Origin of the sequence: Dyadobacter sp. 3J3 (assembly GCF_009801115.1) — a bacterium.
In the GTDB taxonomy this organism is placed as follows: domain Bacteria; phylum Bacteroidota; class Bacteroidia; order Cytophagales; family Spirosomataceae; genus Dyadobacter.
The window spans coordinates 98,657-114,039 of record NZ_VTOL01000003.1; the positions used below are offsets into that span (position 1 = coordinate 98,657).

The window sequence follows — 15,383 nt, forward strand, 5'->3', positions numbered from 1 at the left end:
ATAAAACCGGTTTAGCGTTTTGCTATTCCGGTTTTTTTGTTAATACATAATAGGCGGTAGTATTATTTTTCAAGTGAAGATAAATTATGCCTTCACTAACAAGTTCGCAAAGCATTGTTTTGTCTTTTTCATACGCCCCGTTTTTCTTCCGATACTCGTAGCTAAGAGTAATGTGCTTCAAAAAAATGGCTTTTAACTTATCTTTTTCGCTCATGTATTTTTCGGTTTTTGTTCTTTCAGAAACCATTAAATTCTGTCTTCTTCGTAAAGCTCAAAATAGAACTTCACTTCTTCATTTGTTTCGGATACCAGTCCATACCGCTTCGCAATCTTGTACTGAGTGTTGATTTCATTTAGATGCTTCATAAATCCAGCAATGAGTTTCCTAAATTCTTCAAGTGACATTGAATGCTTATTAATATTACAGGAAGCACAAGATGGATTTTGATTCTCAATTCTAAAAGCTTCCGGATTTTCAAATCCATCATTTACCCATCTTGAAGTTACAAATGCTGTGGAAGTATCATTTTCTGTCGTTGGATTCCCATTTGTCCAATGGGCTGGAATCATCTTTTGCTTTCTACGGCACGGTTCTATTTCATCAATGTGAAATTTTCCGTTCAAATCGCATCCACAATAGGCGCATTTTCCGTCAAACTTATCGTAAATCAGTTGGCGTTTTTCTCTCTTGGTCATACTCACTATTACTTGATATGGGTCATATAAACGAGGTATAAAATTTTTCTCTTGCCAATTCGATTAACTTCTTATGCGGTATCCAGCTCTGAGCAATTAGAGCTTCCAATCCCATTTCGTTAGTAGTAACATCGTATAAATAGCCAGCTTCATCACCACCATTGTCACACCATACGGTCAATTTTACATTGTCCGGCATAGGTTTAATTTCGTGACCATCTTTGTGTATATCGGTAAAATAATCTTTAAATAGCCAGATTTGTTCAGGCGTTAATTCTTTCATTCTTTCAATTTGGTTAGCCTGTCTATTTCTGCTGTGATGTTATCAAATCAGGATTTTCGTGAATGTTTCCTATAATTCTCAGTGTCGTCGAAGCATACGACGGATCTATTGTCTCATACTCCATATCCTTTAAAATGGGATAATTTGATTTCATTCCCCAGTTTCCGTAATCTGAAAAAACGATTTCAAAACGATCCTCCATAACATATTCTTGAACAATGTCGCCTTCGTAGATCGCAATGGTTTTAATGTCTTCCATTCCTATGAATTGACCAACCGTTTCGGGTATTACATCCGATTCCAAACCGGTTTCGGGATTGTGGATTCTGAATTCATTTCCACATCCAGCGAATCGTTTTGAGTGGATGAAATTTCCGTAAACCCATTCTCCATTATGAACAGACTTTGCTCTGAATATTATTTCTCTTTTCATCTTTCAGAATCATCAAAGTGAAAAAAGACACTACCAGCCTCAAAAACAACCCGGGCATCTTGGCCTTGATATTCAAGATATTCTTGAAACTCTTCTTCGCTTATTGAGCTTTCAGAAAAAGCCCCGTATTCACTGTACCAGTGGTCTTCATCAAATGGGCTAATAGTGATTGGTCCGCCAGGAAAGCCCATGTCCTGATCACCCATGATAACAGCATCTTGCTCTAACTGTTCGTCAGTGAGCGTCTCTAAAAATTCTTTTATGTCTTTTAGTTTCATTCGTCAATAAAGTTTGATTGTTCCTCTGTGGTAAAATATTCCATGAAGTCAGATTCTTCACGCGTAACGATAATCTGAACTTGAAGCTGTCCATTATCTGTAAAAATATCGAGTGCTGCCTTTTTCATGGAATCAACAGGCAAGCTCTCTTTCATTTCGGAGATCAGGTCGATCGCTGCGGCCTCTAATAGCAATTTTTGATTGTCTTTCAGTTTCATATTTCTCTTAGTTTAGTTTTACCCCTCAAATCAAGAATAAGAGGGGTGTTATTTTAGATCTTTAAGGTTTGCAGGTAAATCATATTTTCCACCCAACAAAATACCGTAAGCAGCAAGCTCATTTGCCGGAGGCTATCAACATTGTGAGGAGTTAAAAGCATCTCGTCGTCGTCACACATGAAATCAGATTTATCCAAGCCACAGGCATTGCCTGGAACTGTAATATGTTCAGGACCAAACTCACCCCATCTAACAGAAATCCTTTCGTATTCGGTATTTGTATAACCATGGTACTGAAACCAATACGGAGACATGTTTTTGATACCGATATCAATTTTTTCTTGTGTCAAATCGGTTTTTGCAACTTTCTCTTTAAATTCCTTAAATAGTTTTATTGAAAATCCGCATCCGCCCATTTTATTAATGTCGGGATGCCATGCTTCTATTCTATACATAAAGTGCTAATCTGTTAAAGTTTTTGATTTGAAAATCTCTTCGCTGCTTCCTCGCAAAACTCCCGGATACTTCGTTCCGATCGTTTATTGCTTTCGAAATAATACTTCCAGGAATCGCAGGAATTTTCTTTTGCGAGTTCGTTTAAAATATCGAGGAATGATTTCATGATGGAAATTCTCTAAGTTTTAAATGATTTAATGATTCCGGCCACTCATCCATGTTTCCTCCGTGCCGGTCTTTTAATCCCAGTTGCTTGGAGAGGTATGTCCCAAGCTGCTTTACGAAAATCTTTGTATCAGCGCCAAGCAACATATTACTGTGCGTATCAGAAAAGGCTTCAACTAAATATTCTATCCACTCGACGGAGCATGGGCGGTATCTGTATTTCCCGCTATCATTACCACTTTCTCCACCAATAATTACCCAGTCCAATGCGCCTCGGAATCCTTCTGTTATTTTTCCATGTAATGGTTCGAAACTTGCGAACTTGGTTTTCGCCGGAACACGTTCAAGAATATCGATTCGATCGACTGATGCCTGGCTTCCAACCGAAGTTCCAAGCCAAACATTATCCCATCCATCACCCCAATCTTCGGGCAGATGATTGAATATTCTTTCCGGTCTTTTCGTTAAAATCTGGAACGTGTGCTGCGGACATTTACGAATTATATCCCAGGCTTCATTTCGATAGGAGTCAATCTCCGGATGAAAGAAATCAGTTAAGGAGCTTGTAAAAATCCTCGAAGGATCCTTCAATTTCAGAGGAAGATTAAATACAGTTTTTGTACGCACGACCTCTTTGGGTTTGTAGCGCGTTTCGTTAAGACTTTCCCTGAACATGTAACAAAAAAGACAATCCGCATCTACTTTTGAACAACCACGGGCGATATTCCATGTGGCATCGCACCAAGAAATATTACTTATTTTTCCCATTTTGATTTGTTCTTAATTTGTGACAGGTAGAGCAAACTGATTCAACGTTCTCATGACATTTGGAATCATACCCCAAGTGATGATCATATTCATGGCGCTTACCGCCCGGCGTGTAGATATGTTGGCAATCGACGCAAGGCAAATCATTGGGGTGCGGAATTAAACGTTGCTCAACCAAGTAATTAACTCGTCTGCGAGCTTGTCGTTTGTCCCCGTCACGCGCATTTACAAAATTTCTTCCGGCGCTTGGCCTCAACTTTGGGCTGTATTTAATCTTAGCTGTTTCATTTCTATAAGATTGACATGCCGATGTTAAACCGTCGTACCTGCTTTTATCTGAACCGAAATCTGCACGATGGTGCCATGAATTACACCCATAACACCACTTAAATCCGCTCTCAACTTGTTTATTGTAGAATTCCACAGACAAGCCATTCCTATTACAAAAATCTCTAATCCGTCCATTAGTAGTCTGTGCCATCAATGATACGGTTGAAGTTTAGACTTTTTGTACTGCTTATTCCGGCGAATTTCATCCTCGTAAGAAGATTTGATATCCAGAACGATATTGCCTTTCCAGTTTCCATCGTAGGCTTTTCTATACTTCGTTTCCCACCCATTTGTTTCTTTAATCTGAAATTGGACGGTATTTTGCATTTCCGATCTGGTGATAATTACCCGTTCAGTAGATGATATTGGGATTGTTCTCATATTGTAACTTATGGTTAATAGTAGTTGATTATTTCATGATTGAAGCCATTTCCTCAATCGTTGGAGTGCGTTCTTCATCACACATGGTGCAGCGCATTTTGCTGTATTCTTTCGGAAAAGTAATGACCGGATTGTAGTCATGCGGAGCGCCATTCAAACAGTCAGCTGGGTAAGCCTGGTGATCGATGGAAATCGATGTTGTAAAAACAAATCCGTTTTCACATTTAGGACATTCCTGCTGGTAAGTGATATCTTCTTCGCAACCAAACCCATCATCATGACAGATTTCTATTTCGGCGCCGCAGTAGGGACAATTAACGTCATACATGATTGAAAGATGGTTTTGAGGTTTCAGGATTGATAAAATGCAAATCACCCTCAGGAGTAAGCATAAGCGGCACATCAAATCGCTTAAACTGCTTCTGCATTTCCTGCCAGAACAAAGTCTGTTGAGCTTTATGAATTTCACCCATGGATAAACCGATCATCAGCAGATTACCGAACATTTGCACGATATCTTCCATTTGATCATTGACTTTGTTCAGATCGGTCCCTTCAACTTCATTCCCCCAAAGGCTGGACTTTGCATGGTTTTCGAGCTCGTAAGTGAAAGCTTTGGCAACAAGTTTTAATTTGTGTTTGTACAGATCGGTGTACTCCATCTCATCAAGCGATCTGATAAGATAATGGACCGCGGCAGAAAGTGTTAGGGCAAGAGCTTTCTCTTTATCGTTGAGTGGTCTTTTCTCTTTTACTAATGATCGAATTTTGGGCGGAAGCATAGTTTTTTCATTCATCACTTAAAAAATTAGACATTTTTAGACGGATTTTTAGACATTTACTTCATCAATTCCCAGGTACCAAACCTTACATTCCGGTCAATATCTTTTGCCTGAACTGGGAACGCTTCTCCTTTTTTCTCTTCCGGATAAACACATCTGGCCATCAGGTGTGAGACTTTTCTTTTTCCTTGCATGATCTCGCCGTTGAAAACTTCATAGCTGGATCCGTAATTTGTTTTGTATGTTCCTGTCATGGTTAAAATGGGGGTTCGATGTTGTTAAAAGCTTCGTTTCTTTGATAGTTGTGAATTCTTTGTGCTTCCGGATTAGGGATTTTGGTATTTACTGCTTCAAAGGGAGTCTGAAAAGCCGCATCCAAATCCGAAAACTTGGTATACTTTCCGGTGAATTTCAGCTTTACGGTATCCAGAGAACCTGACCTGTTTTTTGCCAAAATCAGTTCTCCGGTACCAAGAACTGAATTGCCAGCATCATCCTCAGTTATTCCGTAGTATTCTGGACGGTAAAGAAACATTACGACGTCAGCGTCCTGCTCAATGGATCCGGATTCACGTAAATCGGATAGCTGTGGGCGCTTTTCACCTCCCCTGGTTTCAACAGCACGGCTTAACTGAGAAAGAGCTATTACAGGGACATCCAATTCCTTTGCCAGATTTTTAAGTGACCTGGAAATCATTGCAATTTCCTGTTCTCGGTTTCCTGCTCCTTTCCCACCTGAATCGGCTGTCATCAACTGCAAATAATCAATGACAATCATCTGGATATCATGCTGCGCTTTAAGCCGGCGGCACTTGGCCCGTAATTCAAGAATTGAAAGCGCCGGAGTGTCATCAATGAAAATCGGAGCATTGTGAAGTCTCTGTATTTTCAGATGCATTCTATCCCATTCATGCAGCTCCATTTGTCCTTTTCGGATCTTCTCGCTGTCAATTTCAGCTTCGGCGGAAATAAGGCGATTCACGAGTTGAACCGAAGACATTTCAAGCGAAAACATCGCCACAGGGATATTAAATTCTACCGCTGCATTTCTCAGAGAAGAAACTACAAAAGCTGTTTTTCCCATGCCGGGCCGAGCTGCAAGAATGGTAAGTTCTGTCTTTTGCCATCCCGAAGTAAGCCGGTCAAGTGCCGTAAATCCCGAAGGAACGCCCGTCAAGCCAGTCCCGTTACCCTTTTTCAAATCCATTTCAACTAACGTCTTCCGGATCAACGAGCCCATGTTTTCATAGCTTTTCTTGATTCCTGATTCTGTGATTTTAAAAAGGGATTGTTCCGCATGATCCAGCAATTCAAAGACATCTGTTGAATCTTCGAAAGCGCTACGAAGCATCTCCGACGAAACTCCAATCATCTCTCTTTTTATCGCCGATTCAACTATTAGCCGGGTATGATACTCAATATTAGCAGCGGAGTTTACCTTCATGGTAAGCTCCATGATGGCAGTTTTTCCACCTACAATTTCAAGCTCACCTGACTTTCTAAGTTTCGCTGAAACTGTCAGGATATCGATCGGCTCAGACTCCTTGAACAATTCGAGAATCCCTGCATAGATCCGTTGATGAGAATCCTTATAAAAACTACTTGGTTTTAAAATATCAACGACAGATGTTAAGGCGTCTTTTTCAATCATTAGAGCGCCAAGAACCGCTTCTTCAAGGTCAATTGCCTGAGGCGGCAACTTCCCCAACGAATTATCAACTATAAAATTTCTTTGGGTTTTATTATCTGGTCTTGTATCAGTTCGATTCATTTTGATTTAGATTAACAAGCTCGCCTGATTCTGTCAGCATAAACTCCAATTCGACAAGCATCCCTATAAAATCATTGTAGGCAGTATTCTGGCAAATTCCTTTAACTGACTCCTCAGGAGCATCTTTATTCTTCTTTTTGACATTCAGGTAAATAGTTTCCTTCACTTTGGGGGCCAATTCGTAAACACCCAATGATTCCAGATTCCGGAACAGGACATCACCTAAATCCACGCGGTGTGCAGGATCCTTCCTGCGTGCATCGGCATAGCCGTTCGCTACTTTTGATGCAGTTGAAATCCTTTCGGCAGTAGTAATTTCCGGCGCAGACAACGGGGCATTATCCGCCTGCTGAGCAAACTTGACCATCACCGGTTTTCGAATTGAATCGAAGTACAGCCTAATCCATCTGACAAACTTTGATGATGAAAAAAATATGTCCTTGCCTTCATCAAAATGCCCGTCAATGCCCATTTCCAGCGCTTTCAATATCTCATTTTGAGTGGCGAAAGGAAACTTGGCGCAATCCGCTTCGATGGTTTGAATGAAAACTAATTCCTCTTTGTCACCGCGGGATTTCAGCCCCAGACGGATCGTGGCGATGTTACTGATTTTTTCAGCCAGCGAAAGCAGATCACAATCTTTCAACTTTTGATTCCGATCTGAGACCGTCGATAATTCAACAATCTGATTTTCAAAAACAGATAATTTTTCCATCAGGAAATCATTCTGAATTTTGAAAGTGATGCTTTGTGAGCGTGTTGATGTTATTTCCATGATTCATTTTTTTGTGCTTCACGCTGTTCCCTGATAAGATTTACGGCTTTCCTGGTTGTCTCAACTGCAGTTTGTATTTTCCCTTTTTCGGGCTCTGATTTAGCAAGCGATGCTTTTTCAGCTCTCCAAACCGGCATAAATTTTGGCATCCAAGCTGTAAAATATCTTCTGATATCGCTTTCAGATTTGATTCCGTGTTTTTCTGCCTTGCGATCAGAAACAAATCGATCAATCAATTCAAAATATTCACTTTCAGATACATGTGCGTTTTTTTTACACGCAGTCAAAATATCAGAATCGATTTTAAAAATTTTTTCAACTTCTTCCCAGCTTGGTATAGGCTTTCGATGATCCAGAGGATTTTCTTTCAAATCGTCTGCGAGTTTTTGAAGTTCATTTTTTACGAAATCCGGAATACCATCGTACGAAGAATCTGCTGTCGTCTCTTTTTCATCTACGTCAGTAGATGTTTTTTCTTCTTTACCTTTTACTTTACCTTTAGTTTGCGGTGTTTCTGTGACAGAAACACCGATAGAGTCGGAATTTCTGTCAAATTTACCTGACTTTCGCGCCTGCTGCTGAGAATTTTGTCTTGACAGATTTCGCTTTTCGTATACTGCTTTTAGCTTTTCATCTAAGGTTTTGCTGTATATTTTGCCATCTAGTTCAAATAAAAGTTCCAACCTGACACAGTAACTCAACACATCCCGTATTTCTGTGACAGAAACTCCGAAGTCTCCGGCTAAAAGCTCTGTTTCAAGTTCATTATTAACCCAACGATTCTCGTCGGCGGTGGTCAAAACTTCCAGAAACATAGTCCAAATGGCGTATCCAGGCAGTCCGTATTTAGCACGTATTGCTTTTATTTTCCTATGGTTGCGCATATCACCATCGTGACCAAAAAAATCAGCGTTATTTTTTGTGGGTCTTGGCATGATTGCTTTAAATTTTCAATTTGATACGGCCTGCTGAAATAAATCCCGAAAATTCATATTGGTCAATCCGCCAAATCCATCATCAACGAGATTCGTTGGGATGAAATCTTCAAAGTTAGATCTCACGAAATGAACGCCTTCTATATCTACTGAGTAAGTATAACAACTTGTCCTACATGAAGACCCGGCTGCGAAGATAAAATTGGAATCAAGGTCAATCGAAGCACCGATCAGGACGATACAATAAGAAATCATATAGTCCTCAAATAGACATTTCTCTCGAAAATACTTCACCAATCCTGCTTCATATCTACATGCTTGACCGAATGCTCCAAAGCCTATTTGATCCTTTTTAAGTTCATATATGGATACTTGTATAGTATTCTCGCCGAGAAAATCGGTTGACGAAATCCCTACAACATCCGCAATTCCATATGCTCCCATATCAACCTGCTTTAAAATTACTTTATGGTCAAAACATGTCAAGCCTCTCCGGATTAATATTTCGGTGTTATCAGTTGATAACATATTCTCCAAATCTTTCTCCAATATTTTCATATTCGAATTTAACCTAACGATTATAATTATACGTACTCCTTTTACAGCGAAGTTGATCTCTTATTCCGGAATACTTCAACGGATTCAATAATCGAGCGGGGAATGCTTAGTACTTTCTGCCCTTTTTCAAAACCAATAACTTTTCCTTCATCGTTTTGAACGGCTACTTCTCCGGAATATAAAAGACGGACACAACCGTTTTTGAAGTTTAATATTCCTTCATCAACTAATTCTCCGGTGAATAAAAGCGATGGCGCTTTAAATGGAGGCTCTCCTCCTTTGGTTTTAATCTGGATGAGCTGGCCAACTTTTATATGACTTGTGAACATAAAAATGTAATTTTGAGAGTTCTATAAAAACAGGAATTCCCGGAAGAGACAGCGGATGACTAGTCCTATCGTGTGCCAAGAACACACAACTGCCCCCTTCCGGGAATGTACAATCCTTGGAGTTGTAACTCAAAAAGTAGTCAGCCTTTTGGAGCGATAAGCAAATGTAATTAATATTTATTTATACTTACAATATAAGTATAAATATTTTTTTATTAATCGTAAGTTTTTAATAATACGGGCATCAGAAGAATAGTCAACGATTTGCCGTATTTAGTTTTAGGATGAAATAGTGCGCATCTGTTACTCGCAGTCACTTTGATTTCAACATCCCCACTGTACCCCGAAAGTGAATGTTTTAACAGCTTTGCATTGAAACCAATTATGATATCAGTGTCCTGAGAAATAGTTTGAACAGCCATAACCTGTGATGTTTGAATATCGTAATCGAAATCCTGTGTTGCTATTTTTAAAGCATCTTTCGAAAATTCAAACTCAACCTGGTGAGTCACTTCGTTGCTCATAAGCCTGGCTAATTCTAGCCGGTTCAAAAGCAAATTTAATGGTGCATTAACGTGGACTTTAACATCCTGAGAGATGGCGTTTTCATAATCCGGATATCTACCATCCATTTTCTTTGTAACAACGGTACAGTTGTCAAAGATGAACGAAGCGGTCGCCTTGCCCACTTGTATTTCGACATTCTCAGATCTGGTAGTACGATTGGCTTCGAAAATATCAGATAATACCTTGTTGACAATAAACGAAGGAAAGTTAAACTGAATGTCAGTCTCATACCTTGTCAATCTGTGGCCATCAGTTGAAACTATTTTCACATGCTCACCATAGCTGTCAATGTAAATTCCTGTCATAGCTGGACGGAGATTATCGCTTGAGGTGGACTTTTTACAAAGTTTTAGCCCTTCGCGCAGCTGGTGTAAACCCATCTGGAAAATCCCATTTTCATCACCTGCGGCGGGGAGTCTTGGCATTTCTAAATAAGTATAGTCTTCTCTTAACGTGATCGATGCATCTGTCCAGCTAATACAGATCTTTTTAAGCTTTTCTTCACCTGACACCTCAAACTGAATATGCTCATCGCTTATATATTTGATGATGCTATTAAGTCTGGCAAACTCAATTGTGAATATCCCTGGCTGCATTACCTGCTTCAATGGAACTTTGATCAAAACGGCGGTGATCAAATCGGATCCTGATATCAAAAGGCTGTCATCTCTGACTTCCACTATTATGGATTCGAGCATTGGAACAATTGGTGAGCGGCTCATGACCTTGGATATTACTTTTAAAGCATTCCGAAGATCCTTTGTGGCTACCCTGGCCACAATTGTCTTTTCAAGTGTTGCTTGCATGATATTTAAATTTTAAAAAATTTGAAATCGTTACTGGTTATCCCAAACGGGATTTCGAAGTATGTCGAAGGCATATATTACTCTCAACGTTAAAGATTTTCGCGCTCGGCCATCACCTCAGACAATGGCCGCATGTTTGCCGGAATTTCGTCCACTTCTTCTTCCGCAGTGTAAGGGAAAACATCCAGGATCGGCGTCAAATTCATGTCCGTAGTTTCGTAAGGAATTAGCATGGTGCGCAGACTTTCGGTGATTCGTTGTAATGCCTGATCAATGCCGTCAGCATTCACTAGCATATAATTAACAACCTTTTTTTCCTTGCCGGATTTTTCATCGACAGAAAAGTATATCACTTTGGCTTTGAACCACTTTTCGCCATCTTCGTAAGTGAAAAGATCAGCCAGACGCATGCGGGTAATTGATGTGACACTGAAATCACTTGCACCGGTTGTTATGCGTTTATATCCGTTTACTTCAGCTTCCGTGTAGGAAACTGCGTCAAACAAATATGCTTCGTTATGCGTTTTTAGACTTCCCGCGCTGTCTTCTGCCTGGAATCTAATTTTAACTAAATAATAGCTAGCCATGTACTTGTTGTTTTGTTGATCTGTAAGGTTTTATAATTGCTTCACTAAAACTCATGCGCTGTAATCTATTCCAGAGGGCAGAGCGCGATACTCCTAAGTCTTTTGCCCAATAGGATAGTGGCTTTCTTATTCCATTGTGCTCTAAAAATATGGTTCTACGAGTATTGTTACTTTGCTCTTCAGTAGTTGCCCACTTGCAATTATCTGGGCAATAGTTTTCATTGACCCTAATTCTTTCAATCGATAAGATATCTGAATACCCGTTGCCTGTAGCCCACAAGTGGAAATTCATGTAATCCATCCACTCATCACACATTGTTATCCCGCGCCCTCCATAGTTTTTATACCCTGGCTCATTCTGGTTATAACACCTCTTTTTAATTCCTTTCCAAATTGAGTAAAGCCTGTTTTTGCCAGAAACCCTGTTTGATAAACCATGGGTAACGCATCTTTTTATGATATTTGATACCCTTTTACATCCGCAGGTTTTAGATTTTCCAGCTTTCAAATCAGCGCCATTTACCGAAATCTGTTTTCCACATGAGCATACGCAAACCCACTGAGGTTTTTTAGAATTGCTATATCCGGAGAATTTTATTACCTCCAAGTCGCCAAATTTCTTTCCTTTCAAGTCTGTTATAGTTTTCATATCAAATTTTTGATAAGTAACAGCTGGCCATATTTGTTTTAAATTAGATTGTGAATGATTGTTTATTAATCAGGTAAATTCGAATCTTTGATTTTCTTTGACAATGGTTGTCGCAAAAGGGAAATCGGTTTTGGAAACTTGTTCGAGCATACTCTGCAATACTACCGACCATTCTGCTATTCGTAGACAAAATTCGTTTTGTTACTACGCTTCCCTGAAAGCATTGCGGTTAGATGATTTCGACTTACCCCAATATGCAAAGCGGCTTCCTTGACGCTATTAAATTTTTGTCCCGTCAAGCTGTCTATTACAGAAATAGAACCTTTATGTCCAAAATTTCCCACTTTCAAAGGTGTTTGAATAGCGCTCCCAGAATCCCATCCATTATGTATTCTTCTTCTGATGGTATTGTATTTACTTACTGGCCATTTTAATTTTTCAGAAAGAAGTGTTAGTGAAATAAGTTCTCCATCATAATCAACCATTACAGTATTCGACCTATTTGAAGTATTTACAATCTTGGTAACAAACCTGCAATTCTCTGGATAGTAACCTTTATCATTTTCTTTTCTGTCCAATTCAAGGCCTTGCTCATATCCATTTTCGAGCGCCCAGTCCCGAAAAACAGTAAAAACCTCCCACTCTGAACAAACGGTAATTCCCTTGTCAAAATAATGCTCACGTCCTTTCCATTTAGACAATACTCTTTGACGCATAGAAGCCCATTTTTTAAAAAGATCTGTATTGGTTTCACCGTGCATTTCCCTAAACTTTCTCATATATCATAAATTAATACAAACAAATGTACATCTTTTCTTTTACATTAATTATAAAAATGTACATTTATTTATTTACTTTTTATAAGTACATTTGCATATGGATATAGAGAATTACTTAAAAAATCAGTCAGATATCAACCTTTCTGGACTAGCAAAGAGAATGTGGCCAAATAATAAGTATGCTGATAATTATTTAAGCAAAAAGTTAAACGGATTAGATGGAAGAAAATGGACTAAGAAAGATACCGAGCGGGCTAAAATTGCCTTACAAGAGCTTGGTATCTTTCTTCAACAGTTATCGTAGTTGTAATCGTTGTACGAAAAACTGGGACTACCTGCAGTCAGCAGCGCACCACCTTGTTTTCTTATTCCGAGAATGTCATCCAGGCTTTATATATCTCGACAAATTCCGGTTGAATCGTTGCCCATTTCATGGCATCATAATCAAGAAAAACGAGGCGGGCACCGACGAACGAGTACGAGCGAACGTAGCCGTAACCGCGGTACGAAAAACCGGGACCACCCGCAGCTTCCTCATTCCAGACGAAGTATGGATAATATTTATACTGGCTACTGTCTGAAAAATCGGGTTCCCATCCCTCATTTAGCACTCTTGCGATAATTGTCAGCTGGTGATAGGCATACAGTGACTCTCGGTCATTTGATGGAATAAATGAAAAGTCGGAGATTGCCAGCGGAATAATATTCAGCTCCTGACAGGCGTCTTGATAGGTATCAATGCGATCTATCAGCTTACGGTCAAAATTAAAGTCCGGATAAGACTCTCTCATCCATTTTTTAATCGAAGCTTCTGCATTGTTATATGCTTTTTGGGCATTGGCCGGTGTCATGGTTAACAATTGTGTTTCCATTTTGGATTTATATTGATTTTGAATTAGTTGAAGACTTTTTACGCAACTTTTGACAAATTGGTTTTACCAGACATGGCTTCTGTCCAGGCGCGAACAACATGCGGAACCACAGAATTACCGATAAACTTTTTCTGATCTGATTGATTTCCGGCTAAAACGTAATTGGCAGGAAAACCTTGAATTTTTAGAAGTTCAAGAACCTTCAACATTCTCATCTTTATGTCGGCTATTCCGTAGATTGACATGAAAATCTTAATCCGCACCATCACTTCCGAATCATCGTCGTAAACCGGAATATTATATTCAGGATCTATTTTAAACTGAATCAAATAAAGAGGGGCCTTATCCTGCCTGGCTATTATGACAGGGCACGGCCCATTAGTTGACATAGTGTGACCACCATGAGAGGGATTCAAAATAATAGGCTCACAATTAATCAATCTATGCTTATCTATTGGCATTAAGGTCCCGGCCGGATTTTCAATGGATGAAATATTTCCATTTCCTGTATAGGTTTTATCAAACCAGACTGCCTGTACTTTTGCCAATCGATCTTTCGTACTTAAAGTGCTGGCAGGTGATTCGATAGAGTTTATATTTTCACCTGTACCATGATATTTAGTTAAAAATGAAGGATTGATTAAAGCTAACTTATCTTTGCATACCAAAGTCGGCGCAGGTAGCTCAATATCGTTTGTGACACTCGAATGATTATAATTTACCAAATACGGCACTGGCGTCAATAAATATGGGTGACGCCTGCTTGAAACCAAAGTTGCAGCAGGTTCATTGATAGATTTTCCAACGTTTTTGAAATTAGTATTCATTACGAAGGGTTTTACATTCACCAGTGCTTGACCATCAGTGCAAGTTATAGTGCCAGAAGGACCCGTTACTGGGATAACTTTTCCGGCTGGCTTCCCTGAATAATATTTTGCAATGAATGAGGTGTTGACCAAACCTAAACGATTTTGGCAAGCTATTGTCGGACAAGGTTCATCAATTGATGGCGGGTTGTGATATCCTTTCCCGTCCGTGGAATTGTATTTCAGTATAAAAGCTTCTTTCCCGCCAGCCACAAACTTTACAAGTCCCGCATAAATTCTTTCAAGCGATGGATCAACAAGTGGTTTCTTGCGATTAAAAATGGATAATCCTTCATCTTCGAAATCTAAAACATCTTTAACAGCCTTCCATTTTTTAAGGTCACCAAACATACTTCCGGAAGATGGTTTTTTGCTATGACTTGGCTGTGGCCATATGATTGGCATGCCAGGTTTTGCGAATACTCCAAATAGTCGGTTTCGGCTTGTATAAGCTCCGAAATCCGCACTGTTCAGCTCCTTCCATTCATCACGGTACCCAAAACTGCAAAGATGTTGTTTCCATCGGATCCAGTCCTGACCATTTTTCTTTGAAACTGGTTTTCCATCTTTCATTGGCCCCCAGCTCATAAACTCAACAACATTTTCAATCTGGACATAGTCAGGATCCAAAGCGGCAACATACCGGTCCAGGTGATCGGCCAGTGTTCTCGAATCTGCATCGCGCGCTTGACCACCCTTTGCTTTGCTAAAATTGGTGCATTCAAGACTTGCCCAAAGGATAATCTTTGCATCCGGATAAGCAGCACGGTAAATTTCAACCAGACGTACCAGTTGACGCATGTGATCGGTTTGAAAAAGGATCCCGTTAACAACTTGACCATATAATTTTGTAATGTCTTCTAAAAAATGAAGTACATCAGGATGATTCTTCCAATGTGATTCAATCGCCAAAGGATCATGGTTTACACAGGCAGCAATGCATGCGGCTTTCTGTCCGTTGATCATTGCCATATCAAATCCAGTGGTTGTGCCTCCTGCTCCGCAAAAAAGATCAATGACGATATATTTTGGGTTGCCCGATTTATTTTTCGAAATGATCATGTTAGTATTGAGATGATTTATATAAAACAAACCTGCA

General features: G+C 39.6%; 25 protein-coding genes. 1 reads left to right on the forward strand and 24 read right to left on the reverse strand.

The features are described from left to right. Positions 1-22 precede the first annotated feature (22 nt). The 22 genes from FZF08_RS07245 to FZF08_RS07350 all read right to left on the reverse strand — a co-directional run bounded on the left by FZF08_RS07245 (position 23) and on the right by FZF08_RS07350 (position 12,546). Positions 23-214: a hypothetical protein gene (locus FZF08_RS07245; protein ID WP_159467977.1), complete on the reverse strand. Its 192-nt coding sequence runs from the start codon at positions 212-214 to the stop codon at positions 23-25. Between the two features lie 32 nt (positions 215-246). Further along, positions 247-696 carry a hypothetical protein gene (locus FZF08_RS07250; protein ID WP_159467978.1) on the reverse strand — a complete coding sequence of 150 codons (450 nt, stop codon included), beginning with the start codon at positions 694-696 and terminating at the stop codon, positions 247-249. Positions 697-718: 22 nt separating this feature from the next. After that, positions 719-979: a hypothetical protein gene (locus FZF08_RS07255; protein WP_159467979.1), complete on the reverse strand. Its 261-nt coding sequence runs from the start codon at positions 977-979 to the stop codon at positions 719-721. Positions 980-1,001: 22 nt separating this feature from the next. Beyond that, a complete protein-coding gene (locus tag FZF08_RS07260) occupies positions 1,002-1,412 on the reverse strand; it encodes a YopX family protein (RefSeq protein WP_159467980.1) in 411 nt (136 codons plus the stop codon). Then, positions 1,409-1,690 carry a hypothetical protein gene (locus tag FZF08_RS07265; RefSeq protein ID WP_159467981.1) on the reverse strand — a complete coding sequence of 94 codons (282 nt, stop codon included), beginning with the start codon at positions 1,688-1,690 and terminating at the stop codon, positions 1,409-1,411. Before FZF08_RS07265 ends, FZF08_RS07260 begins: the two co-directional genes overlap by 4 nt. Beyond that, positions 1,687-1,908, reverse strand: a complete 222-nt coding sequence (locus FZF08_RS07270) for a hypothetical protein (RefSeq protein WP_159467982.1) — start codon at positions 1,906-1,908, stop codon at positions 1,687-1,689. Before FZF08_RS07270 ends, FZF08_RS07265 begins: the two co-directional genes overlap by 4 nt. A 53-nt stretch (positions 1,909-1,961) precedes the next feature. Next, entirely contained in the window at positions 1,962-2,363 is a 402-nt protein-coding gene (locus FZF08_RS07275) for a hypothetical protein (RefSeq protein ID WP_159467983.1), read from the reverse strand. A 163-nt stretch (positions 2,364-2,526) separates the two neighbouring features. Continuing rightward, on the reverse strand, positions 2,527-3,297 hold the full coding sequence (locus FZF08_RS07280; RefSeq protein ID WP_159467984.1) for a DUF5131 family protein: 771 nt from the start codon (positions 3,295-3,297) through the stop codon (positions 2,527-2,529). A 312-nt stretch (positions 3,298-3,609) separates the two neighbouring features. Continuing rightward, complete coding sequence (locus FZF08_RS07285; RefSeq protein WP_159467985.1) at positions 3,610-3,762, reverse strand: hypothetical protein; 153 nt, start codon at positions 3,760-3,762, stop codon at positions 3,610-3,612. 15 nt (positions 3,763-3,777) lie between these two features. Next, positions 3,778-4,008, reverse strand: coding sequence for a hypothetical protein (locus FZF08_RS07290; RefSeq protein WP_159467986.1), 231 nt, complete (start codon positions 4,006-4,008; stop codon positions 3,778-3,780). Between the two features lie 28 nt (positions 4,009-4,036). Next, positions 4,037-4,336: a hypothetical protein gene (locus tag FZF08_RS07295; RefSeq protein WP_159467987.1), complete on the reverse strand. Its 300-nt coding sequence runs from the start codon at positions 4,334-4,336 to the stop codon at positions 4,037-4,039. Continuing rightward, positions 4,329-4,805 carry a hypothetical protein gene (locus FZF08_RS07300; protein ID WP_159467988.1) on the reverse strand — a complete coding sequence of 159 codons (477 nt, stop codon included), beginning with the start codon at positions 4,803-4,805 and terminating at the stop codon, positions 4,329-4,331. Before FZF08_RS07300 ends, FZF08_RS07295 begins: the two co-directional genes overlap by 8 nt. A 41-nt stretch (positions 4,806-4,846) precedes the next feature. Beyond that, a complete protein-coding gene (locus FZF08_RS07305; protein WP_159467989.1) occupies positions 4,847-5,044 on the reverse strand; it encodes a hypothetical protein in 198 nt (65 codons plus the stop codon). 2 nt (positions 5,045-5,046) lie between these two features. Next, positions 5,047-6,561 (reverse strand): replicative DNA helicase, encoded by a 1,515-nt coding sequence (gene dnaB / locus FZF08_RS07310; protein WP_159467990.1) that lies wholly within the window; start codon positions 6,559-6,561, stop codon positions 5,047-5,049. Beyond that, the gene (locus FZF08_RS07315; RefSeq protein ID WP_159467991.1) at positions 6,548-7,336 is read right to left on the reverse strand and encodes a hypothetical protein; all 789 of its coding nucleotides are present in this window, start codon (positions 7,334-7,336) and stop codon (positions 6,548-6,550) included. Before FZF08_RS07315 ends, dnaB begins: the two co-directional genes overlap by 14 nt. Continuing rightward, complete coding sequence (locus FZF08_RS07320) at positions 7,327-8,271, reverse strand: DUF4373 domain-containing protein (RefSeq protein WP_159467992.1); 945 nt, start codon at positions 8,269-8,271, stop codon at positions 7,327-7,329. The genes FZF08_RS07315 and FZF08_RS07320 overlap by 10 nt, the downstream gene beginning before the upstream one ends. Positions 8,272-8,286: 15 nt before the next feature. After that, the gene (locus tag FZF08_RS07325) at positions 8,287-8,829 is read right to left on the reverse strand and encodes a hypothetical protein (protein ID WP_159467993.1); all 543 of its coding nucleotides are present in this window, start codon (positions 8,827-8,829) and stop codon (positions 8,287-8,289) included. Positions 8,830-8,870: 41 nt separating this feature from the next. After that, positions 8,871-9,158, reverse strand: a complete 288-nt coding sequence (locus FZF08_RS07330; RefSeq protein ID WP_159467994.1) for a hypothetical protein — start codon at positions 9,156-9,158, stop codon at positions 8,871-8,873. Between the two features lie 215 nt (positions 9,159-9,373). Beyond that, the gene (gene dnaN / locus FZF08_RS07335) at positions 9,374-10,531 is read right to left on the reverse strand and encodes a DNA polymerase III subunit beta (protein WP_159467995.1); all 1,158 of its coding nucleotides are present in this window, start codon (positions 10,529-10,531) and stop codon (positions 9,374-9,376) included. An 89-nt stretch (positions 10,532-10,620) separates the two neighbouring features. After that, positions 10,621-11,118 carry a DUF4494 domain-containing protein gene (locus tag FZF08_RS07340; RefSeq protein ID WP_159467996.1) on the reverse strand — a complete coding sequence of 166 codons (498 nt, stop codon included), beginning with the start codon at positions 11,116-11,118 and terminating at the stop codon, positions 10,621-10,623. Beyond that, on the reverse strand, positions 11,111-11,767 hold the full coding sequence (locus tag FZF08_RS07345; protein WP_159467997.1) for a hypothetical protein: 657 nt from the start codon (positions 11,765-11,767) through the stop codon (positions 11,111-11,113). The genes FZF08_RS07340 and FZF08_RS07345 overlap by 8 nt, the downstream gene beginning before the upstream one ends. Before the next feature lie 176 nt (positions 11,768-11,943). Then, positions 11,944-12,546, reverse strand: a complete 603-nt coding sequence (locus FZF08_RS07350) for a hypothetical protein (RefSeq protein WP_159467998.1) — start codon at positions 12,544-12,546, stop codon at positions 11,944-11,946. Between the two features lie 97 nt (positions 12,547-12,643). Between FZF08_RS07350 and FZF08_RS07355 the strand changes: the two genes are divergently transcribed. Then, positions 12,644-12,850, forward strand: coding sequence for a hypothetical protein (locus FZF08_RS07355; protein ID WP_159467999.1), 207 nt, complete (start codon positions 12,644-12,646; stop codon positions 12,848-12,850). 61 nt (positions 12,851-12,911) lie between these two features. Here the strand turns inward: FZF08_RS07355 and FZF08_RS07360 are convergent, their stop codons facing one another. Beyond that, positions 12,912-13,418: a hypothetical protein gene (locus FZF08_RS07360; RefSeq protein WP_159468000.1), complete on the reverse strand. Its 507-nt coding sequence runs from the start codon at positions 13,416-13,418 to the stop codon at positions 12,912-12,914. Positions 13,419-13,456: 38 nt separating this feature from the next. Next, complete coding sequence (locus tag FZF08_RS07365; protein WP_159468001.1) at positions 13,457-15,346, reverse strand: DNA cytosine methyltransferase; 1,890 nt, start codon at positions 15,344-15,346, stop codon at positions 13,457-13,459. Positions 15,347-15,383 lie beyond the last annotated feature (37 nt).